The 22779-nt window shown below is 41.7% G+C and carries 16 protein-coding genes, 1 pseudogene and 2 riboswitches; of the genes and pseudogenes, 10 read left to right on the top strand and 7 right to left on the bottom strand.

The features are described from left to right. Nucleotides 1-279 precede the first annotated feature (279 nt). From IEV27_RS05185 to ggt, 4 genes are all read left to right on the top strand, one after another. Nucleotides 280-657, top strand: a complete 378-nt coding sequence (locus IEV27_RS05185; RefSeq protein WP_188376372.1) for a GntR family transcriptional regulator — start codon at nucleotides 280-282, stop codon at nucleotides 655-657. After that, entirely contained in the window at nucleotides 650-1549 is a 900-nt protein-coding gene (locus IEV27_RS05180) for an ABC transporter ATP-binding protein (protein ID WP_188376371.1), read from the top strand. The genes IEV27_RS05185 and IEV27_RS05180 overlap by 8 nt, the downstream gene beginning before the upstream one ends. Beyond that, entirely contained in the window at nucleotides 1524-3527 is a 2004-nt protein-coding gene (locus IEV27_RS05175) for a DUF6449 domain-containing protein (RefSeq protein ID WP_188376370.1), read from the top strand. Before IEV27_RS05180 ends, IEV27_RS05175 begins: the two co-directional genes overlap by 26 nt. Before the next feature lie 334 nt (nucleotides 3528-3861). Beyond that, on the top strand, nucleotides 3862-5589 hold the full coding sequence (ggt, locus tag IEV27_RS05170) for a gamma-glutamyltransferase (RefSeq protein WP_188376822.1): 1728 nt from the start codon (nucleotides 3862-3864) through the stop codon (nucleotides 5587-5589). 261 nt (nucleotides 5590-5850) lie between these two features. Here the strand turns inward: ggt and IEV27_RS05165 are convergent, their stop codons facing one another. Then, nucleotides 5851-6036, bottom strand: a complete 186-nt coding sequence (locus tag IEV27_RS05165; protein WP_188376369.1) for an H-type small acid-soluble spore protein — start codon at nucleotides 6034-6036, stop codon at nucleotides 5851-5853. A 77-nt stretch (nucleotides 6037-6113) separates the two neighbouring features. Next, nucleotides 6114-6713 (bottom strand): TetR/AcrR family transcriptional regulator, encoded by a 600-nt coding sequence (locus tag IEV27_RS05160; protein ID WP_188376368.1) that lies wholly within the window; start codon nucleotides 6711-6713, stop codon nucleotides 6114-6116. 81 nt (nucleotides 6714-6794) lie between these two features. Between IEV27_RS05160 and IEV27_RS05155 the strand changes: the two genes are divergently transcribed. Continuing rightward, nucleotides 6795-7340, top strand: a complete 546-nt coding sequence (locus IEV27_RS05155) for a hypothetical protein (RefSeq protein WP_188376367.1) — start codon at nucleotides 6795-6797, stop codon at nucleotides 7338-7340. A 48-nt stretch (nucleotides 7341-7388) separates the two neighbouring features. Here IEV27_RS05155 and IEV27_RS05150 read toward each other — a convergent pair whose 3' ends face one another. Then, nucleotides 7389-8555, bottom strand: coding sequence for an iron-containing alcohol dehydrogenase (locus IEV27_RS05150; RefSeq protein ID WP_188376366.1), 1167 nt, complete (start codon nucleotides 8553-8555; stop codon nucleotides 7389-7391). A 221-nt stretch (nucleotides 8556-8776) separates the two neighbouring features. Here IEV27_RS05150 and IEV27_RS05145 point away from each other — a divergent pair, with 221 nt between their 5' ends. Next, a complete protein-coding gene (locus IEV27_RS05145; RefSeq protein ID WP_229734839.1) occupies nucleotides 8777-9853 on the top strand; it encodes an FUSC family protein in 1077 nt (358 codons plus the stop codon). A 344-nt stretch (nucleotides 9854-10197) separates the two neighbouring features. Then, the gene (locus IEV27_RS05140; protein ID WP_188376364.1) at nucleotides 10198-11043 is read left to right on the top strand and encodes a protein-glutamine gamma-glutamyltransferase; all 846 of its coding nucleotides are present in this window, start codon (nucleotides 10198-10200) and stop codon (nucleotides 11041-11043) included. A 196-nt stretch (nucleotides 11044-11239) separates the two neighbouring features. Here IEV27_RS05140 and metE read toward each other — a convergent pair whose 3' ends face one another. Continuing rightward, nucleotides 11240-13546, bottom strand: a complete 2307-nt coding sequence (gene metE, locus IEV27_RS05135; RefSeq protein WP_188376363.1) for a 5-methyltetrahydropteroyltriglutamate--homocysteine S-methyltransferase — start codon at nucleotides 13544-13546, stop codon at nucleotides 11240-11242. A gap of 141 nt (nucleotides 13547-13687) precedes the next feature. Beyond that, nucleotides 13688-13892: riboswitch (cobalamin riboswitch) on the bottom strand. A gap of 61 nt (nucleotides 13893-13953) precedes the next feature. Continuing rightward, a riboswitch (SAM riboswitch) is annotated at nucleotides 13954-14057 on the bottom strand. A gap of 315 nt (nucleotides 14058-14372) precedes the next feature. Next, on the bottom strand, nucleotides 14373-15842 hold the full coding sequence (locus tag IEV27_RS05130) for a NarK family nitrate/nitrite MFS transporter (RefSeq protein WP_188376362.1): 1470 nt from the start codon (nucleotides 15840-15842) through the stop codon (nucleotides 14373-14375). A 298-nt stretch (nucleotides 15843-16140) separates the two neighbouring features. Here IEV27_RS05130 and IEV27_RS05125 point away from each other — a divergent pair, with 298 nt between their 5' ends. Then, nucleotides 16141-16956: a YitT family protein gene (locus IEV27_RS05125; protein ID WP_188376361.1), complete on the top strand. Its 816-nt coding sequence runs from the start codon at nucleotides 16141-16143 to the stop codon at nucleotides 16954-16956. A gap of 815 nt (nucleotides 16957-17771) precedes the next feature. Here IEV27_RS05125 and IEV27_RS05120 read toward each other — a convergent pair. After that, a complete protein-coding gene (locus IEV27_RS05120) occupies nucleotides 17772-18974 on the bottom strand; it encodes a Bcr/CflA family efflux MFS transporter (protein ID WP_188376360.1) in 1203 nt (400 codons plus the stop codon). Between the two features lie 309 nt (nucleotides 18975-19283). On the opposite strand from IEV27_RS05120, the pseudogene IEV27_RS05115 reads away from it, so the two are divergent. Then, nucleotides 19284-19385: pseudogene (locus tag IEV27_RS05115) on the top strand (fructose-bisphosphatase class III); the annotation flags it as partial. 66 nt (nucleotides 19386-19451) lie between these two features. On the opposite strand, the gene IEV27_RS05110 reads toward IEV27_RS05115, so the two are convergent. Continuing rightward, a complete protein-coding gene (locus tag IEV27_RS05110; protein WP_188376821.1) occupies nucleotides 19452-20339 on the bottom strand; it encodes a LysR family transcriptional regulator in 888 nt (295 codons plus the stop codon). Nucleotides 20340-20543: 204 nt separating this feature from the next. Here IEV27_RS05110 and IEV27_RS05105 point away from each other — a divergent pair, with 204 nt between their 5' ends. Then, on the top strand, nucleotides 20544-22718 hold the full coding sequence (locus IEV27_RS05105) for a malate synthase G (RefSeq protein WP_188376359.1): 2175 nt from the start codon (nucleotides 20544-20546) through the stop codon (nucleotides 22716-22718). Nucleotides 22719-22779: the final 61 nt, after the last annotated feature.

The raw sequence follows: 22779 nt of genomic DNA, 5'->3' as shown, positions 1-22779 counted from the left end.
ATATTTTTCAAAAACTGCTGATAAAATAAATTATTCGCTGAAATATCTTTATAACCGCTTATATATTTCGATTTCCGCTGATAAAAATAGCTGGTTCCATTCTAAAATAACGTATTAGAAAAGTGCTTATCACTCTTTTGATAAGCGCTTTTCTTTTGCCAAAATTCTTTCCTATGAAAAAAACTCTTTCCAAATTAAAGAAATTGGACTATAATCATAACTGTAATACATATACTAATACAGTTAATACAGATAAACCTATGGTTTGGAGGTGTATACATGTTTGAGCTGGATGTTAGAAGTCGAAAACCGATCTACGAGCAGTTGGTGGAAAAGTTAAAGCAGTTAATCATTACTAATGTTTTAAAAGAGGATGAAAAACTTCCTTCCGTTCGGGAATTGGCTCAGCAGCTGACGATCAATCCTAATACGATTCAAAAAGCCTATAGGGAGCTGGAATCTCAAGGCTATATCTATTCCTTAAAAGGAAAAGGGAGCTTCGTTCATCCTGTAAAACCATCAGAGAATGAAGAGGAGTTGAACAAAGTGAGGGAAGAGTTGAGAAAGTTATTCGCTGAGGCGATCTATCTTGGAATGACTTCAAAAGAAATTGAATCACTTCTTCGGGAAGTAGAAAGGGGACAGGAGAATGATTGACGTATGTAAGGTTCATAAATCATTTGATAACGATAAAGTACTTCATGAAGTGACCTTTCATGTAGACAAAGGATCCATCTACGGTTTATTAGGATCCAATGGAGCAGGGAAGACGACGCTGATGCGTCTGGTTGTCGGTATATTAAAGCAGCAGTCCGGTAAGGTGATGGTCAATGAGGAAGAAGTTTTTGAAAATCAAGATATGAAGCAGCGAATGGTCTTTCTTCCGGATGCCCTTTACTTTTTACCTCAATACACCGTAAAGCATATGGCGAATTATTATAAAGACCTCTATCATTCGTGGAATGAAGAGCGGTACCAAAAGTTAAAAGACGTTTTTCAATTAGAGGAAAATAAAAAAATCAGTCAATTTTCAAAAGGAATGCAGAGGCAAGTAGCTTTTTGGCTGGCCATGTCGTGCATGCCGGATGTTCTGGTTTTAGATGAACCGTTCGATGGATTGGATGCTGTCATGCGGAAAAAAGTACGCAGCCTCATGATCCAGGACGTGGCGGAGCGTGACATGACGGTATTGATTTCTTCGCACAACTTAAGAGAAGTGGAAGATATTTGTGATCACGTCGGTATTTTACATAAAGGACAGATGCTTCTTGAGAGGGATTTAGATGATTTAAAAGCCGATGTTCATAAAATTCAGGTGGCTTTAACGGGTGATCAGGAAGCCATTTTAAACAGTGATCTCGACATTCTCTATTACGAAAGAAGGGGAAGCGTTCTTCTTATGATTGTAAAAGGAAACGACCAGGACATATCGGCAGCCATTCATCAGTATCAGCCGGTTATTTTTGATCGCCTTCCGCTTACATTAGAAGAGATTTTTATTTATGAGCTGGGAGGTGCGGGTTATGCCATTGAAAACATCCTCGTTTAAGAAAGAGATGTTCAAGCAGGATTTTAGGAACGTCGGCTGGATTAGTATTGTTTATTTTATCGGGCTGATGTTTACGTTGCCCTTACAGTTAGCCATGGCGCTTAGTGATGATGTGATTGAAGCAGCGAACTATGGAATGTATCCAAAGGATACAGGATTATTTTCATCGACATTTTTATTCGAGATTCAAATGATTCTCTTGTTTGGGCTGCCTGTGTTGATGGCTGTGTTCCTGTTTCGTTATTTGCACGTCACGTCATCTTCAGACTTTGTTCATAGTCTGCCGATACGTCGTGAAACATTGTTTAACTACCGCTTAATGAGTGGTTTTGTTTTATTACTGGTGCCAATCCTATTGATTGGCTTCATTATGCTTCTTTTCATAGGGTTTGCTGATGTCGTTGACTTTTATAATATCGCTGACCTCGGAAACTGGCTATTGTTAATGATCATTGTATCGTGGTTCGTTTTTATGGCAGGAGTATTTGTCGGAACGTTAACGGGGCTGTCAGCTGTGCATGGTGTTTTGACTTTTATTCTTCTTTTGTTTCCGATGGGTATTGTTGCACTTGTTTTTTACCACATCAGCTTTTACGTCAATGGTTTTTCAGGGAGTACAGTGCTCGATCAATCCATTCCCCATTTGTCGCCGATTGCTGATGTAGCTGATTTCTCCAGCATCGATGCAGGGGAAGGTTTTATACCCGTAAGTTACTCGGTTCTAGGGATTTATGTACTCATCACGGTATTGTTTTACTTTATTTCCAGGTTTATTTATAAAAAGCGGCAGCTCGAGTCAGCGTCGCACCCAATTGCTGTTTCCTGGCTCAGGCCGGTTTTTAAGTTTGGGGTTACCTTTTGCTTCGCGTTATTTGCCGGAATGTATTTCGGAGAAACTCAAAACACGTATGGATGGATCATCTTTGGATACTTCTTCGGTGGGATTTTTGGGTTCTTCTTATCTGTTATGCTTCTGCGTAAAACGTGGAGAGTGTTCTCGGTCCCCCAGTGGAAGGGGCTTGCTGTTTATGGAGCAGTGGCTGCTTTATTGATTGCTTTAATTCCTCTGGTCTTTATCACCTACGAAAATCATGTTCCTGCCAGCGGTGAAGTCAAAGGTGTTTACTTAGGCACCAGCTACTATCAGTATGACGAGTATATGACAAGTGAAGAAAATCAGTTGATTGAATCAGAGGATACGATTGAGACGGTTAAAGTTTTGCATGAAAAACTTCTTCAAGAAGGAGATCCGCTTAAGCGAGACGGGGAAAGGATTTTCATTGCTTATGAATTAGAGAACGGGGAGGAGACGTATCGTTCGTATCAAGCAGACCTCGCTCGCTTACAAGAAGAACTAGACGCTATTTCCAAAACGAAAGAATATAAAGAAATGAACAATCCTATCCTTAATGTCGATATTGATCAAGTTGATCGCCTAAGTATTCATGCCCCCTATAAGGGAAGTAATATAGAAATTGTAGAACCTGATAAAATAGCAGGCTTTTTGGAAAATGTGAAAAAGGACATTTATCAGTTGCCTTATCAGAGGGTAAATGGTGCAGCTGAATTAGGTTCATTTGTCGAGGCAACGATTAACGGTGAAGAGCCTGTCCACTTTTCATTAGAGCTGACGTATTTAAATACACAGGAATGGCTGATAGAAGAAGGGCTTCAAGAGCAAGTCATGCTGCAAGCCGATGATGTTGAATACGTCGAGGTTTATGAGTGGCAGCATTCCCGTGATTTACCTCCAGACTTGGCTATTGAACAAATGAAAGAATCAGGTAAAGTTCCTTTGAGGATTGAAAATGCTGATCGCATAAACGAAATGCTGGAGGCTCCTTCTAACCAATCCAACGGGGCTTACTTAGTCGGTTTTTATTTAGATGAAGGCCGGGGTTACGTCAATCCAGTCATGGGTGTTCATGAAAATGATGCTCCAGAGTTTGTTATAGAAGCTCTGGGAAATGAGAAATAACTGCGATTTATAAAATGATTGACCAACTCTACTATACAGCGTAAGAAAAACGTGGACCAGGCTGAAACTGGTCCATTTTTTTGTTGAATGGTGTCTATCCAACTACCTATTTAATTTGTGTGCTTTTATAGGGGCTTTCGTTGAATGATGTCGTTTAATAGTCGAATGGAACCGTAGAATTTCATCATTCGATGAATGGCCTTCTATAAATTAGCAGTAATTAGGAGGTATCGTCTATATGATATATTTCGAATATTCTGTAAAATGTAGAACAATATAGAAAGGAGGAGAAATATTGAACGTAAAACGTACTCGGTTTTTATCTTGGTTTGTCATGATTGTGCTTTTGTTCACCATGTCATTACCAGCAGGAGCCCTTGCCAAAGGACCACAGCAATCAAATGATGAAGTGGCCTATGGAACAGAGGGAATGGTAGCTACTGCTCACCCGGCGGCATCAGAAATAGGAGCGGAGGTTCTTCGCAAAGGCGGCACTGCAATGGATGCAGCGATTGCCATTCAATTGGCACTTAACGTAGCTGAACCTATGATGTCGGGGATTGGCGGCGGTGGTTTTATGATGGTGTACGATGCTAATGAAGACGATGTCTCCATCATTGATAGTCGTGAACGTGCTCCAGCAGGGGCTACCCCAGATATGTTTCTTGATGAAAACGGGAATGTCATCCCTTTTTCAGAGCGCCATATTAGCGGAGATGCAGTAGGTGTTCCTGGAACGTTGAAAGGGTTAATGACAGCCCATGAAGAATGGGGAACGCAGCCTTTTAATCAACTGATTAACCCAGCCATTAAGCTTGCCCAAAAAGGGGTAGAGGTCAATGATGTCCTTGCGGATGCTATTGAAGATAATCAGTATGAATTAGGCAGAAGTGCAGCAAAGGATGTGTTTATGCCTAATGGGGAACCATTACAGGAAGGCGAATTATTAGTTCAGGAAGATTTAGCTAACACTTTTAAGGAAATTCGGAAAAGCGGCCTTGATGCCTTTTACGGCGGTGAAATTGGTCAGGCACTGGCAGATACCGTCCAAGAATTTGGGGGAAGCATGACCAGTCAGGATTTGGCTAATTATGAACTATCAATTGATGAACCTGTAACAGGCACGTACCGGGGGTATGAGATTGTTTCGATGTCGCCTCCGAGTTCAGGAGGACTGACCGTTCTTCAAATGTTAAAAATGTTAGAAGGCTTTGACTTTAGTGAGTACGATGCAAGGTCGCCTGAAAAGTACCATTTACTGGCTGAAGCGATGCACCTTGCCTATGCCGATCGAAATGCATACATTGGAGATACACAATTTGTGGATGTACCTATGGAAGGTATGTTGAATGAAGAATACTTAGCAGAGCGTGCCTCTCTTATTGAATTTGGCCAGGCAAATGAAAATGTCGAACCGGGAGATCCATGGGCTTATCAAGATGGAGCACCTGAAGCGACGGTTAATGAAGAGGATGACCGCGAAATTGGAGAGACGACTCATTTCAGTGTAGCAGATAAATGGGGAAATCACGTGTCCTATACGACGACGATTGAACAAGTCTTTGGTTCCGGAATTATGGTTCCTGAATATGGTTTCATGCTGAATAATGAAATCACGGACTTCAGCGCTGTGCCAGGCGGTCCTAATCAGGTTGAGCCAAACAAACGTCCAATGAGCAGTATGACGCCTACGATGGTATTTGAAGATGGCGAACCATTTATGACACTCGGTTCACCAGGCGGACCTACCATTATCACTTCTGTCCTTCAAACACTCGTAAATGTCATTGATTATGATATGGAGTTAAAGGATGCCATTGAGGAGCCGAGAATTTATAGTGCTTCTTACCCTCAAATCAGGTGGGAGGAAGGTATACCAACTGATGTTAGAGACACAATGGAAGAATGGGGACATGAATGGCAGAGCAGTCCTGTAGAAATAGGAAATGTCCAAGCTATAAAGATCCTGGAAGACGGGACTTATAAAGGTGCTGCCGATTCCTCTAGAGCAGGTACTGCGGTTGGTTTAGACAAAACCGCGGGCAAGCCGTTGAAAAAATAATGTGATCAACTAAAAACGAACATTCGTAAAAAGCAGATCATGAGCGTAGTCAAAATACGAAGAATTCTGTGGGAACAGCCCGAGCCGAAGATCCCGCAGGAAAGCGCTCTTTGCTTTCTGAGGAAGCTGAGGACGTGCCCACGGAAAGCGAAGTATTTTGACGAAGCGGCGCACATTCGATGTAACATAAATAATCCGAACTGATTTCTATAAAATCGTTCGGATTATTTAATGCTTTATTCTATTTTACCCAGACTGTTTTTAATGTTGAGCTTCTTTTAATTCATACAATGGAACTTCTTGAATGATGTTTGGCTGATCCATCGGATGAACTCGAGCGGTCTCATTTCTTTCAATGACTTCTTCAATATAGACGTGTCTGTCCTCATGAGTGACATCGATCATTTCAGGGGAGTGGAAGATTTCTTTTGCTCGTTCTTTGTTCATACATAACGTCCTCCTTTACCAAGTCGTTATGTTATTCTCACCCGAACCTATAGATCTATTCGTGAGGTGGTAAAAATTTATAAGGAACCTTTACAAAGCGTTTCTATATGATAAGTTAATGTTCGGATCATTTTCTCATACATGAAGGTGGCAGGATGTAACAGATGGTGCAGTGCCATGCCATCAACTAACGCATGTAACCGATCAATTTCAACATCTAGATCGAGATTTTCTTTAAGAAGGTCAAGAGAGTATAGGAGCTCGATGACATTCCTTAATCCTTGATGCATTTCGGAATAAACGGTTTCACTTAGTGCTTCAAGCTTCGCATCGACGAGCGTTTTGGCAGAGAAAACAAACCATACCTCCATTTCAATCCGCCGCTCTTCATCCACAGGCAATAACTCGCATATCGCTTCAGTTACCATCTCCATGGGAGAGCCTTCAAAATTTTTTCCTTCAGCTCGTTGTTTTACGCGTTCAGATACAAGCTCCATCGAAAATAATAATAACTCTGATTGAGTTGAAAAGTAGTGACGTAAAGCACCTACTGATAATCCGGCTGTTTTTGCAATTTTTCTTACAGTAGCTTGTTCTAATCCATCCTCTACAATCACTTTCCAAGTGGCTTCTGCTATTTGAATTTTTCGTTTATCATGATCAACTAATTTTGGCATAAATATATTTTAACACAATTGTATTAAATAAATAAATTTGGTATTATTTAATACAAACGTATTAGAAAAAGGGGTGCTGATTTGATTGGTTGGTTAATTATTGCGTGTGAAATAGGATTTTGGGTATTTGTCTTAGCAGGATTAATCGCTAGATATGTTTTCAAGAAAAAGAAGCTAGGAGCTCTGCTGCTTATTTGTACCCCTATCGTAGATATTATCCTGCTCGCAGCCACTGTTGCTGACCTGAAGAATGGGGCTGTCGCAACGACTGTACACGGAGTTGCTGCAGTTTATATTGGTATTAGTGCGGCATATGGCCATCAACTGATCCAATGGGCAGATGAAAGATTTGCTTATTGGTTCGTACATGGGCAAAAACCAGTTTCAAAGAAAAAATATGGAGTTGAACATGCGAGAAAGGAACGAAAGGGCTGGTATCGTCATGTTTTGGCATGGATGATTGGAGGAGTACTAATAGGAGCTATTATTTTATTTGTTAATAACATTTCTCAGACGGAGGCATTGTTTCGCACCCTGCAATTATGGTCCTTCGTTTTAGTTATTGATTTTTTCATTAGTTTTAGCTACACCTTAATGCCGAGAAAAGAAAATGGGATGAACGTTTAATTAAAAATGGCCCCGGTTACTAAACCGAGGCCATGATCTATTTCATCATTAGAATGTAACTTCTTGACCGTAGTAAGCCGCTTCGAACAATTTCTTCATCTCTTCTACAGACGTTTCACGTGGATTCGTACCTGTACAAGGGTCTTCCATAGCATTCTCTGCCATTTTATCTACATGTTCTTTAAACAGTTCTTCAGAAACACCAAATTCTTTAAGTGTATTTGGTACATCCATTTCGCGATTCAGGTCACGAACCCAGGCGATTAATGAATCGACTAGCTCTTTATCTGAATTTCCAGATAAGCCAATTCTTCGTGCAATTGCTGCGAAACGATCTTCGACTTCACTGCGATTAAATTGAATGACATATGGTAAATAAATAGCATTCGCACAACCGTGGGGCACTTCAAAAGTCGGACCGCTTTTATGAGCCATGCTGTGCACATTTCCGAGTACGGCATTTGCGAATGCCATGCCTGCCATCGCTTGAGCATAATGGACTTGTTCACGAGATTCCTGGTCTCCATTATAGGAGGACAGCAGATGATCTTTTAAGATTTCGGCCGCTTCGATCGACAATGAATTCGTAAATGTAGTACGTGGTTTAGCTACATAGGCTTCGATGCTGTGAGTCACTGCATCCATTCCACTATAAGCTAAAACTTTCTTAGGCATGGCTTCAACCATTACGGGATCAATGATCGCAAGGTCTGGAGTAAGTTCGAAGTCCGCCAATGGATACTTTACGCCTGTTTCTGAATCTGTAATGACGGAAAGGTTAGAGATTTCAGAAGCCGTACCGCTAGTCGTAGGAATACCGGCGAATTTAGCTTTTGATCGTAATTCTGGCAAGTTGAACGGCTGAGCCATGTCTTCGAATGTTAAATCTGGATGTTCAAAAGAAATCCACATCGCTTTTGCCGCATCCATTGGGGAGCCGCCGCCGATTCCAATAATCCAATCGGGCTGGTAATCGTTAAGAACAGGAAGGTGCTCCTGAACCAGTTGGGTAGAAGGTTCTTGTGTAATCCCTTCAATCACTTTTGTCTCAATGTTGGCTTCAGAAAGGTTATTTTGAATCGTATCTAAGTTGCCGTTTTCTTTGACGGATCCGCCGCCAATCACTAAAACAGCTTTTTTACCTTTGATTGATTTTAATATATCTAGTGCATCTTTTCCGAAATAAATATCGCGTGGAATAGTAAATCGATTCATGTTGATTGCCTCCTGTTTTTCTAGTTTTAGTGCTGGCATAACCAGCATATTACGTTGTCATTCACGAGAATGGGAATTGTTAAACATACGGATCGTCTTTTCATTCAATAAAATGGGGAAGGGAAAGGCATAGCAGAGTTCAAGTTCTTTCTAGAAAAGCCTGCAAATTCTTAATGTATCGTGTAAAATTGGGGCTAAGTATACCTATGGAAGTGATTAACGTGTCTAAGTTCATCGACTCAATAAGAGAATCTCATTTTTTAGGTGGACGAACCTTAAAAACAGGAATATCAGTATTCGTAACCGCACTGATCTGTGGTTTTTTTAATTTACCCGTTGTATTTGCTGTCATTACGGCTATTGTCACGATCGAACATACAGCCGCTGACTCGATTAAAAAAGCAGCCATTCGCTTTCCCGCCTCAGCTATAGGTGCTCTTTTAGCTACTACTTTTTATGCGATATGGGGAAAAAGCGCTCTAACATTTGCTTTAGCGGCTATGTTGACGATTGCCATTTGTCACAAATTAAAGCTGGATGATGGTATATTGGTTGCCACGATAACCGCCACGGCTATGATTCCAGATTTTCAGGATCAGCACTTTGTGTCGTTTCTGACAAGATTAGGAACGACATCGATCGGAATTGTCGTTTCTACGATCGTAAACTTTTTCTTGTTGCCGCCGAATTACACTTCTCGGATTTTTCAAAGTGTAAATGATTTATACGGACATGCAGCTCAGCTGCTTGAATCAATCGTAATCGCAGAAAAAGGAGCTTCTCATGAGAGGTCAAGGCGTATAAACCGCTCTTATCGTCAGCTCACAGCTCATTTAGAAAAGACGTATCAATTGTCTCAGTTCCAACGAGAGGAATGGAAATACCACAAGCATACGAATGAGGAAATGCGAGCTTTTCAATTTTCGCAAAGAAAGCTTGGGGCATTGCAGCAGATTACGTTTCATTTAGGCAACCTTCAATATGTGGAAGCAAACCTCTCAGAATTTAAGCCTCATGAACGTAAACTGATTGAAGAAGTGACCACTTCATACATGCAGATCTTAAAGGACCCAGCCCATCACATGAGTGAAGATCATTTTGTAACCGTCGAGAAGCTGGATGCTTTATTTTGGAAATGGAAAGAGAATCATGTGGAGCAGGAGAAACACTTTAGGCAGCATCTGCCGCCTCAGACGATTTTAATTTATGAACTACTAAGTTTGCATGATGTTCTTGAGGAAATAGCAGAACTGTGCCATTCGAATCAGCGGATCATTGAGCGATGTTACATAAAGTAGATATACGTAAAGAGGCTGGACAAAACTGAATAAGGCATAAAATAATCCGAACGATTTTATTAATCAGTTCGGATTATTTATGCGCCAAGAAATTTTTTTCCCTCGCTCCGTCAAAACACTTCGCTTTCCGTGGGCACGGACTCAGCTTCCTCGGAATGCGAAGAACGCTTTCCTGCGGGATCGCCCCTTGAGAAAGGGTCTTTTTTATATGTTAAGGCTTCACGATTTGTTTACACGAGACACGGAGAGGTGGAGTAAGAAAAGGTTTTTAACAAGTATTCCTGTTCATTGGAATAGGCATGTAGTAAGGGTGAACAAACTTTACAAAGAGGAGGAGGGACGGGATGATTCAAGTAGCGGGGGTCCCTTTTCAGCAAAATGATATAGGGACGATGGATAGCAGAGAACAAATGATTATTCGGCAGATGTTGGATTCACCGGCCGTTTATACTTATGGATCTAGGAATGAATTAATATTTGAAGTAAAACTGAGGAAAGAAATTGTGAAGAGTGCAGAATTAATGAACGGCAGTCAAGTCGAATTTGCTACTTTTGAAACAACTCGCAGCAATCCTGATTACTGGCTTTTATCGGGATATGGAGCGCTGCGTCTTAGACCAGGTGTACGACCTTCTGCTGCCATTAAGGATATCTTTACAAATAGTGACCGCTATGCTTTTGAATGTGCAGGGGCTATGCTCATCATTTACTATCATGCGGTATTGAATGTCTTAGGAGAATCTAATTTTAATCGAATTTTCCCTGATCTTTATATTTATAGCTGGCACGCGGATAGTGATCTTGGGTTATACCCTACGTACATCAATCGGTTTTTACCAGGAGATGTCGTATATTTTGATAATCCGGGCTTTGACCCTAGAGCACCTCAGTGGAGAGGAGAAAATGCGATTGTGGTTGGGAAGGACCTTTACTTTGGGCACGGACTCGGAATCATGACAGCGAAAGAAATGATTGAGACTCTCAATGAATTAAGACACCCGATGTCCACTCAGTCTGCGTATTTAACAAATTTAGTCGTTCGCCCATCCTTTAGACATTTACAGCAGTTTGCGGTTACGACGCGAAATGGAGCCGTACGTAAATACCAGCCTGCCATGATTTTGCATGATGAGAACTCGATTTCGTATGATCGCTACCGTTATTTCTTTAGTAAAGTGTTTAAACGGTAGTAGAAAGGAAAACGGATCATTAAAAAAACGCTTAGAGGAGCGCTCTAAGCGTTTCAGATTGTAGAGAAACCTTAATTATCTCTATTCCTTGCGTTGGGAAGAGGAATGCGTCGCTTTTCCAGTTCCTTTTCACCAGACAAAGTGAAGGAACTCTGTAATCGCATATTTTCATCTGTCCTAGCTAATTTTGTGAAAACTACCCTTTGTTTGCCATTGACTTCTGTTCAACTTTTTCTCGGACGTGGTGAGCGGCTTTTACCATGTTTGTCAGGGCCTCCGTTGTTTCAGTGACGTCTCTTGTTTTTAATCCACAATCAGGGTTGACCCAGAACTGACGCGGGTCAAGTACTTTCAATGCACGAAGAATATACCTTTCCATTTCTTCCACCTCAGGAACACGTGGACTATGAATATCATACACACCAAGTCCAATCCCTTTCTCGTACGACTGCTCTTCAAAATCAGCGATCAGTTCTCCGTGGCTTCTAGCTGCTTCAATAGAAATGACGTCGGCATCCAATTCATCGATCGTATTCATAATTTCTCCAAATTCGGAGTAACACATATGCGTGTGAATTTGTGTTTCATTCTTAACAGCAGAGGTAGCGAGTTTAAAAGCGTAGACCGCTTCATCCAGGTATTGCTGCTGCTTCTTAGGTTTAAGCGGCAAGCCTTCCCGTAAAGCAGGTTCATCGACTTGAATCATATGAATTTGATTTTCCTCTAAAGCTCTTATTTCTTTTTGAAGCGCTAAGGCGATTTGCTTGGTTACATCAAATTCGCTGATATCCTCGCGTACAAAGGACCAGTTTAAAATCGTAATCGGTCCTGTGAGCATTCCTTTGACCGGCTTTTCGGTCAGCGATTGAGCGAAGCTAATTTCCTTCACGGTCATCGGTTCGGTTAAAGCAATATCTCCATAAATGATAGGAGGCTTCACGCAGCGCGAACCATAGGACTGCACCCAGGCATACCTTGTGAAGGCAAATCCATCGAGTTTTTCACCAAAGAATTCGACCATATCATTACGTTCAAACTCTCCGTGGATCAGAACATCAAGTCCGATTTCTTCTTGACGTGCAACCCACTCCTTGATATTTGCTTCAACAAAGTCTTGGTAGTCAGCATCAGACCAATCGCCTCTGCGCCACTTTAGACGTCCTTGCCTGATATCAGTCGTTTGCGGCAGACTGCCGATCGTCGTAGTTGGTAATAAAGGTAGGTTGAAAAAGTTTTGATGAATGGTTTGGCGCTTAGCGAAGTGCTGCTCGCGTGTTGGTTCGACACCTTTCCAAAATTCCACTTCCTTTTGTACATCCTCGTTATTTCTGCTGGCGGACTTCCATAATTGTTCGCGACAGTGTGCTTGATCGGTCAGCTTTTTTTCAACCGTTTGTCTTCCTTTATTTAATCCCTCCGTTAAAAGGTTGATTTCTTCTAGCTTTTGATCTGCAAAGGCCAGGGCATTCTTTAGCTGCGGATGTAATTCATATTCAGTTTCAACCGTCACGGGTACATGCAATAAACTGCATGAGGGTTGAACAATTAAGCGATCCTCATTTACGAAGGAACGCAGTGTTTCAAGTACAGTCAATGAAGTGTTGAGATCATCCTTCCATATGTTTCGTCCATTGATGATGCCAGCTGCAAGAGATTTATCTGCTGGGAAACCATACTTCTTCAATGCCTCCAAGTTCGCCCCTTCATCATGAACGAAATCGAGGCCAATTCCGGCCACGGGAAGAGAAACGACTTCTTCATAATGATCGACGGATTCAAAATACGTTTGCAGTAAAACGTTCAAACTGGAGAGCTTACTGTCGATGGATTGATAAACTTTCTTAAAAACGTTGATATCGTATTCAGTTAATGTCGTGGCTAAGATGGGCTCATCGATTTGGACCCATTCTGCTCCAGCAAGTTCAAGCTGCTGTAGTACTTGTATGTACAACGGAACGAGTTTCTCTACTAGTTTGTCAAAGTCTTTATTCTCATAGCCTTTGGCTAATTTTAATAAGGATACGGGACCGAGAAGCACTGGTTTTCCTATAATCCCGTGCTTTTCCTTTGCTTCTAAAAAGTAGGGAAGCAGTCGGTTTTCTACAAGTCTCGGTTCCGTTTCTGATGAAACTTCAGGAACGATGTAATGGTAGTTCGTGTTAAACCATTTTGTCATTTCAGAAGCTACAGCATCTTTATTGCCGCGAGCGATATCAAAGTACGTTTGCAGAGATTTCTCGTCTTGATGCTGAAAACGTTCAGGAATCAAACCAAACATCACAGCTGTATCAAGGACGTGATCATAGAGACTGAAATCTCCAACGGGGATTAAATCAATGCCCAGATCTTTTTGTTTTTTAAGATCATAGAGTCTTAAGTTTTCTAACTCAGTTTGAAGCTCTTGCTCACCTATGTTTCCTTTCCAGTACTGCTCCAATGCTTTCTTCCATTCTCGCTTTTCTCCGATTCTTGGATAACCTAAGTTCGAACTCTTTGTCATCATTTTTCCTCCTCGTAAAATAAATGCAATAAAAAAATCTCTCTTGTGAAAAGAGAGATTGTTATGACAGTATTTTCAAATTCAGCCTGTATAGACAGACTGATCCCGTTACGTGTCCTAACACCTCCCTATTCCTCGTAGGTTGTAGTGCGTCATCACCAGGCAGGTCTCCTGACTTAAGATCTTCACATTCCTGCGTCTTCCCATCTTTTATAAAAAAAGAAAGTGACATGCTGCAGGGTGCTCCCTCTAACAGTGGCGGGACCGTGCCGGATTTTCACCGGGCTTCCCTATTAAGCTGAATAAGCTCTTATGAGTTTATTCAGCACCTGAGTGATCTACAATATTTAAATGATTCTTGCATGTGTATACAAAAAACCTCCCGGTGAGAGAGGTTTACACACGCACCTCTCTTATTTTTCAAAGCGTTCGCTTTGCTGGAATTAGCACCACAATCAAATGGATCGGTTGCCGGGTTTCACAGGGCCAGTCCCTCCACCTCTCGAAATAAGAGATTCTATTGAATTGATTACAAGACTAGCATGGGAGGGAGAAGCTGTCAACGTAAATAAATAGTGGAAACTATAAATCAGCTCTTTTTCCGTTCCTTTAATCATAGTGGGCTCGCGGAACCATCGTAGGTGAATGCCCTGTTGCACATTCTGTTTTCATAGCGGCACACCATTCGCCCCTGGAAAGGGAGTCGTTTCCTACAACCCTTTACTCCTCCTCATAGAAGAAATGGTTACACTGTCGAGGTAAAAGAGAGAACTAAGGTTTCTCTACAAGCTGAGTGATTCCCTTATGGAGGGAATCACTTTTAATAAATTTAAATCGCCACTTCTTTTCCAGACTTTCTCGTTTCTTCTTCCTTTACTGGCTGACGCTCGGTGACACGTGCTTCGCCTGGTTCTTTTAAGAAGAAACAAGCGATAAAGCAGCAAAACGCCATAATGGAAATTCCTAAGAAAAACAGTGAAGGGTTTAGTACGCTGAGTACGGCTAAAAATAAGACAGAGCCAACATTTCCGTAAGCACCGACCATACCTGCCACTTGTCCGGTCAGGCGTTTTTTAACGAGTGGCACCATCGAGAATACAGCACCCTCACCAGCTTGTACAAAGAAGGAACACGTCATCGTCAATAGAACAGCAGCTACAATTGACCAATCGGACCCGATCTGTGCCATTCCAAGATAAGCGACGGAGGTAGCGGCTAACAAAATAATGAGTGTCTTCTTACGGCCAAATTTATCACTGAGCCAACCACCGCCTGGGCGGGCCACAAGGTTCATAAAGGCAAACGAGCTGGCGATCATTCCTGCCCCGGCTACTCCCATGCTGAACGTGGCTTCAAAAAACATTGGCAGCATAGAAATAACGGCTAATTCTGAACCGAAAGTGATAAAATAAGCGAAGTCTAAAATAGCCACCTGTTTAAACGAATACTGTTCTTCCTCAGGGACGCCTTTTCGTAAATGATCGCGGTTAACTACCCAAATTTTATATAAGTTATAAAAATAGATGGCTGCAAGAATGACGTAAATTAACGTAGCGATTTGATTAGAAATGATTGATGTATTACTTAATTGCCACGTGATTAAAGCAAGAGCAGCATATAAAGGAATAGACATCAGCATAAGACCGAACATGCTTCGGTAGCTGGTGACTTCCATCGCGCCACTTCGTTTTGGTCTTTTAAATTCTTTGCCGGAAGGTGTGTTTTCAACGGATTTAAAATAAATAAATGCATACACAATACATAAAACGCCGGTTAGAGCGATCGCCAGGCGCCAGCCATTTTCTCCTCCAAACAACAAGGCAAGAAGCGGCAGGGAGAAGGCTGCTGCTGAAGATCCGAAATTGCCCCATCCTCCGTATATACCTTCTGCCAAGCCGAGGTGTTTTTCTGGAAACCACTCGGATACCATTCGAATGCCAATAACAAATCCTGCACCGACGACGGATAATAATGCCCGAGCCATAAACAATTGCCAGAATGAATTAGCAAAGGCAAACCAAAAACAAGGAATACTAACGGCAAGCAACAAAGTGGCGTACACATGTTTCGGCCCAAATCGATCAACGAGCATACCAATGATAATTCTTGCAGGAATTGTTAAAGCAACGTTGATTGACAGCAGGACAGCGATCTCTTCATTAGATAATTGCAACGTTTTTTGAATCGTAGATGCGAAAGGTGCCATATTAAACCAGACAACGAAGCTTAAGAAAAATGCGAATGTTGTCATGAATAAGATTTTCTTGTTTCCTTTGTATGTAACCTTTTCTTCGACCATAACCAAGCCTCCAATTTGTTAATAAACTGATTATTTCAAAAATAGAGAACTTTGTCATAAGTTGTGTTAGGTTTTCTGACATGAAATTGAAAAAACACTTCGTTTTTACTATTTGAATCGGAGGAGGGCAGAAGAGAGTAAAACAGAGCGGAAAACGACAGAACCATGCGGATTTTAATCCTTTAAAGCATATAAATCGATAGCCCTAAATACATAGAAAAAGTATTGACTTTCATTTTTATGGCCCCTAAAATTCATTAGGTGTTTAAATCACTATTTAGATTGAGGTGCCGTGAAAATGAATCGTTTATATAGATTCGCTGTCCTATTTGTGTGTTCGATTGTGTTAGGGTTTGCTTTTAACTTGTTCTTACTGCCACATGAAGTATTATCTGGAGGGATTACAGGTCTGGCCATGGTTTTCGGCTTGTTAACGCCTGTAAACACGGGGCTCTGGCTCGTTATTTTAAATATTCCTATACTAATTATTGGATGGATGAAGCTTGGAAAAGAGTTTATATGGAACAGTATATTTTCTGTATTTACTACTTCTATAGCCATGCAGTATATTCCAGTTCTTAAAGTCACTGATGATGCGTTATTATCTACTGTATTTGGAGGGGTCATCGCCGGAATTGCTATCGGTTTTATTATACGTTTTTACGGGTCCACTGGTGGTTTTGATGTGATTGGACTGGTTCTTACTCAAAAACGTGATATTCCGCTTGGTGGATTAATTTTCAGCTTAAACAGCGGCGTCGTTTTTATCTCTGGGTTTATTTTTTCGTGGGACTTAGCGTTGTACACGATGGCGTCGATCTACATTACAGGGATCGTCATTGACCGTGTGCATACACGCCATATTAAACTGAACTTAATGGTGGTAACCGATCGTGGAGACGAACTGAAAAACGAATTGATCAGCAATTTGATACGTGGCATTACCGTGATGGATGGCCAGGGCGGCTATTCGAATACAGAGCGAAAAGTTCTTTATACAGTGATTTCACGATATGAATTGGCGTTTGTTAAATCTCTGATTACAAGTGTGGATTCACGAGCATTTGTAAGTATTAGTGAAACGGTTGAAGTCATAGGGAACTTTAGAAGGTAATTAAAAAGTCGCTTATCACTGTGATAAGCGACTTCAGCTTGTGGAGAAACCCTTGTTTTTCCGCAAGCTTTTTTTCTTGCTGCCAGGAGCGAAGGCCCCTTCCCTTTCCGCGGACGAGCGCCCGAGCTTCCTCGCGAAACCCGCACTCGGCGATCTTGGCTCACTCGTTCTTCCGATCAATCGAATAAAGCTTTGGGAGAAGGCTGAGATCACTGATCTCCACGAATCGCTTGTCGGTGGATGATTGCCGCGGGCACGGTCTCAGCTAACTTGGTCAAGAAGTTCACTTGACCAAGTGGATCTTCGGCTCGCGCTGTTCCCGCGACGCACAGGACGTGGCCGGTTTTAATCGACCAGGCGTCACCACCGAACGCTCATCGTGGCATCAACAGAGATCAATCTAATATCCCATTCGTATGTTTAAATATCTCCTCCTAAAACCTTCTATAGGTTGTCAGTCGTGAATAAAATCAAACATCTCCTCAAGAAGTATTGACTAACTTTACCTAAGCAAAAGGCTAAAGAACGAAATAAGGTTGAAATAAAGGTAGAGAAGGCGCAAATCTCTAAAATTAGAAGAAAAGCGGTCTGTGTGGGAAAATAAATTTCACACAGACCGCTTATTTAAATTCTGACTTTCATGGATCTTCAGATTTTCAATGACCTTAGTTTTTTGTCCGAGCGAAGGGGGGAAAGTCCTTTCTTGAACATAAATCATCCGAACGGATATCAATCGAATCGTTCGGATTGTTTGATGTTTTATTTCGTATTGTTCTAAGCTCTTTTCGGAAATTGATATTGTTTTTTGTTAAATCTTAGGCTTCCGAAGGCTTTTTCGTTAGTGTAAAGAACGTAATACATCCTATGGAAGATGTTATAAATAATGTCGCTCCCATTGGGACAGCTGTCGTTTCATTAATCCCCACAAGTGGAGAAACCATTGAGCCGAATAATAGGGGGAGCATTCCTAGGACAGCACTTGCGCTTCCTGCTCGGTGGCCCTGATGTTCCATCGCTAGCGTAAAGGTACTGGTTAAAACCATGCCCATTGATGTCATATAAATGAAAATCGGAATGACTAACGCAGGTAACGGTCCTTCGATAATTGTCATGACAAGAAGGAATGAAGTAGCCGTTACCGCAGTAAGAATGGCGGTCCGAAGCAGGCTCCGTTCGTGTATGATGCCGCCTAGTCGACCAATAATAAAACTTCCAGAGATAATGGCAAGACCATTAATCCCAAATAACACACTAAATACTTGAGGAGAGACGCCATAAATGTCCTGATAGACAAAGGGAGTTCCTGATACATAAGCAAAACTGCCCCCATGTACAAAGCCGATGGTTAAGGCATATCCGATAAACGAACGATCTTTAAATACGCTTCCAATTGTACGGAGAGAATGTCCAATTGTGCTCGGTATTCTTTTTTCCGGCGGCAGTGTTTCTTTTAACTTCAGCGAAATCACGAACACAATTAAAAGACCGAGTATACTTAAAAAATAAAAGATCGTATGCCAGCTAGAAAAAGGCAAGAGCAAAATGGCTCCGCCTGCCATGGGCGCAATCATTGGAGCCGTTGCATTGATCACCATGAGCAGCGCAAAAAATTTCGTCAGTTCTCTTCCACTGAACACGTCTCGTACCACAGCCCGGGATAGCACCACTCCGGCAGAAGCCGTAAACCCTTGGAGAAAACGGGCTGCTATGAGCGTTGTAATATTCGGGGCGAGTGCACAAAGAAGAGAAGCTACCGCAAATAAGAAGATTGAAATCATTAACGGTTTTCTTCGTCCCTGCGCATCACTTATAGGACCAATAACAATTTGGCCTACAGCGAGACCAATCAAACACGTGGTTAAACTAAGCTGTACAAGCGAAGCACTGGCATTTAAATCACTAGCAATGCCAGGAAAACTCGGTAAATACATATCGATATTAAGCGGTCCGAGAATTCCAAGCATTCCTAAAAGAAAAGCCAGGCCTAATCGCTCTTTTCCTGTTGGGTTATGAATCATAGATTGATAGCACCTTTCTTACCTAAGACGACTTTTTCTGCTTTATAGTTTGCTAGATTATGTTCGTCTTTTTTACCTAATTTTAGAACCCATACACTATACAATATTTATTGTAAAAACGAAAGGGGAAGGGTTGCTAGAGTAATTCAATTGAGGGAATTTTTTGGAGAAAATTATATTGAAGAAAATGAAAGAATGTTAGAGATGAAGTGAATGGAAAGGGTTAATCCAGTTGTAGCAGCGAAACAAATAATGATAAGTACTTTCCAAATTGTCAAAGGCTTTATTAGCAGGAAGTGTAGTTAGGGGAGTTATGCTTCTTCTAAATACACGCGTTCGAAATTACGTAATGCACTGCCGAATCAGTTCGCCTATATTATAGTAGAATTGCTATATAAACTCGGACAAGCTGATACGTTCATTAAAGACGTCCAGCGAATGAACGCTGGACGTGCTCCATTTGCCTGGGGATGAACATTATACTTTTGTCAGGTACTGTTTAGACAAGTCAATAAATTCCCGAACGGCAAAGGGCAGGTATTTATTTTTTTTCCACACCATGCCGAGCTCGAGACTTAAGTTCGAGTTTTCAAGAGGAATCACTTTAATCGCGCGATCTTGAATGGTGGTGGCTATTTCACTTGGCAGTAAAGCGATTCCGACTTTAGCTTCAACCATTTCAATCATAAAGTCGCGATGTGAGCTGTGGCAGACGACATTTGGATAAAATCCTTTTGTGCTGCATTCTTCAATGATCCGGTCATGAAGGGAGAAATCCTGCCGGTAGAGAATGAAAGATTCTTGATCGAGGTCCGTTAAATCAACTCGTACTTGTTGAGCCAATTTATTATCCTGATGGACCAGAAGCATGAGGGGATCGTTGATCACTTCGAGTACTTCCAAGTTATCTTTTTTCACAGGAACATTGCATACTAGCCCAATATCTAGTGAGCCATCCTCAACGCCTTGTTTAATCATTTTAGAACCGACTTCACTTAAGAGAATCTTAACTTGCGGATACTGGTCGCGATAATAGCTGATCAGCTTTGAGAAAAAAGCAGCACCAGTGATCGGGGGGATTCCGATTTTAATTTCCCCTTTCTTTAATTCAATGATATCGCTTAATTCAGAGGTTAAATTGTGAAAGGCGTCTAACACATTGATCGCGTTTGTGAGAACAGCTTTACCGGCATCCGTTAATTCTACCTTCTTCGACCGGTAAAATAAGGGGACGCCCAATTCATCTTCTAACTGCTTAACAGCTTTACTAAGTGACGGCTGAGAAACATGCAGGGTTGAAGCGGCTTTCGTAAAGCTCAATTGTTTAGCTACTTCTGAAAAATACTCCAAATGACGAATGTCCAATTGATTCACGCTCCATTCCGCTGAATTTCACCTTCTGCTCGATGAGTTATAACTAAAAGGAATACGACTCATTCTAAATATGTATTTTTGATATGGTAAATTTTATTATAAGATAAATAACAACAAATAGAAAGAATGTTCCGACAAAAAATGTAAGCGTTTCAACATGGACAATTCTTTAATCCATTCAAGGAGGAATGTATTGTGAAAGATTATGTAACAGTAGGTAATGTAAAAGTGGCTCCCGTTTTGTATGAGTTCATCAACAAAGAAGCCATTCCAAATAGCGGTATTTCCAGTGATGATTTTTGGTCAGGGCTGGAGGCGATTATTCACAACCTTGCTCCAGAAAATAAAGCTTTGTTGAAGAAACGAGGCGACCTTCAAAACAAAATTCATGAGTATCACAAGCAAAACCCAACGATTCAGCCTGAAGCGTATCGATCTTTTTTAAAAGAGTTGAATTATATTGAGCCGGATGTTGAAGATTTTCAAGTGTCCACTCAGGACATTGATGATGAAATAACCGTACAGGCGGGTCCTCAGCTCGTCGTTCCGGTTAATAATGCACGCTATGCGATCAATGCAGCAAATGCCCGCTGGGGAAGTTTGTATGATGCTTTATACGGCACGGATGCCATTAGTGAAGAAGATGGCGCGGAGATCAAGGGAGATTATAACCCTGTACGTGGAGAGAAAGTCATTGCTTTCTCTAAAAAATTCCTCGATGAAAGGGTGCCGTTAGCTGAGGGCTCCCACAAGAATGTAGAATCTTATCAATTTTTTGATGGTCAATTGGTCGCTAAACTGACAGATGGAAAGACAACAAGTTTGAAGGATTCTGCTCAATTGGCTGGCTTTTCAGGACAGCCGGAGGCTCCCAGGGCGATTCTGTTAAAGAATAATGGCATTCATCTGGAAGTTCAAGTGGACCACACTCATCCGATCGGCCGCACGGATGAAGCAGGTGTGAAGGACATTCTTGTTGAATCTGCTTTAACCACGATTATGGACTTTGAAGATTCTGTTACTGCAGTTGATGCGGAAGATAAAGTTGAGGTCTACCGGAACTATTTAGGTCTTCTTAAAGGAGATTTATCGGTAACGTTTGCTAAAGGCGATAAAGAAGTAACGCGGGAGATGAATCCAGACCGTACGTACACCACGCCGGAGGGAGGAGAATTAACGCTTCCGGGCCGTTCCCTCATGTTCGCGCGTAATGTTGGTCATCTGATGACAAGTGATGCGGTCATTGATCAAAATGGAGAAGAGGTACCTGAAGGGATCATTGATACTGTAATTACCGGCCTGCTTGCGAAGCACGATGTGTTGAACAATGGTCAATACCAAAACTCTAAAAAAGGATCCGTTTATATCGTGAAACCAAAAATGCATGGATCCGAGGAAGTCGCTTTTGCAAACGATTTGTTCAATCGTACCGAGGATCTGCTCGGCTATAAACGGAATACGTTAAAAATTGGAGTTATGGATGAAGAACGCCGTACGACACTGAACTTAAAAGCATGCATCAATGAAGTGAAAGAGCGCATTGCTTTTATTAATACAGGCTTTCTTGATCGAACGGGAGACGAAATCCATACGTCTATGGAAGCAGGTCCAATGATTAGAAAGAACGATATGAAAGGATCCGCATGGTTGAATGGCTATGAGAGATCCAATGTACGTGTCGGTCTTGCCAGCGGCTTTCAAGGGAAAGCCCAAATCGGTAAAGGGATGTGGGCGATGCCTGATTTGATGGCTGATATGCTGGAAACAAAGGACGGTCAGTTAAAAGCAGGGGCCAATACAGCCTGGGTTCCATCGCCGACGGCGGCTACCTTACACGCCCTTCATTATCATCAAATTGATATCGCACAAGTCCAAAGTGAGCTGGCTAAAGACCGAACGGATGAGCAGGAAGCCATTTTACAAATCCCGGTGGCGGAGAATTCGAATTGGAGTGAAGAGGAAATCCAGGAAGAACTGGATAACAATGCGCAGGGTATTCTTGGGTATGTTGTTCGCTGGGTGGAGCATGGAGTTGGTTGTTCTAAAGTTCCGAACATTAATAACGTCGAGCTTATGGAAGACCGGGCCACACTCCGTATTTCCAGCCAGCACATGGCGAATTGGCTGCATCACGGTATTGTTAATGAAGAACAAGTGATGGAAACGTTAAAACGCATGGCCAAAGTGGTAGACGAGCAAAATGCTGATGATCCGGATTACCATCCGATGTCTGCTGATTATGATAAATCCATCGCTTTCCAAGCCGCCTGCGATTTGGTTTTTAAAGGGTATGATCAGCCGAGCGGCTACACCGAGCCGATCTTACACCGCCGCCGCAGAGAAGTGAAAGAGAAAGTGTACGCAAATTAATATTGTTCAAGTCATGACAACCAGAGCCATTAACGGAAAGTTAGTGGCTCCTGTTGTATCA

This window comes from Halobacillus andaensis, from assembly GCF_014636475.1.
Taxonomy (GTDB): Bacteria; Bacillota; Bacilli; order Bacillales; family Halobacillaceae; genus Halobacillus_A; species Halobacillus_A andaensis.
The sequence above is the reverse complement of the archived record's forward strand: the minus strand, read 5'-3'. Positions and strand labels throughout refer to the sequence as shown.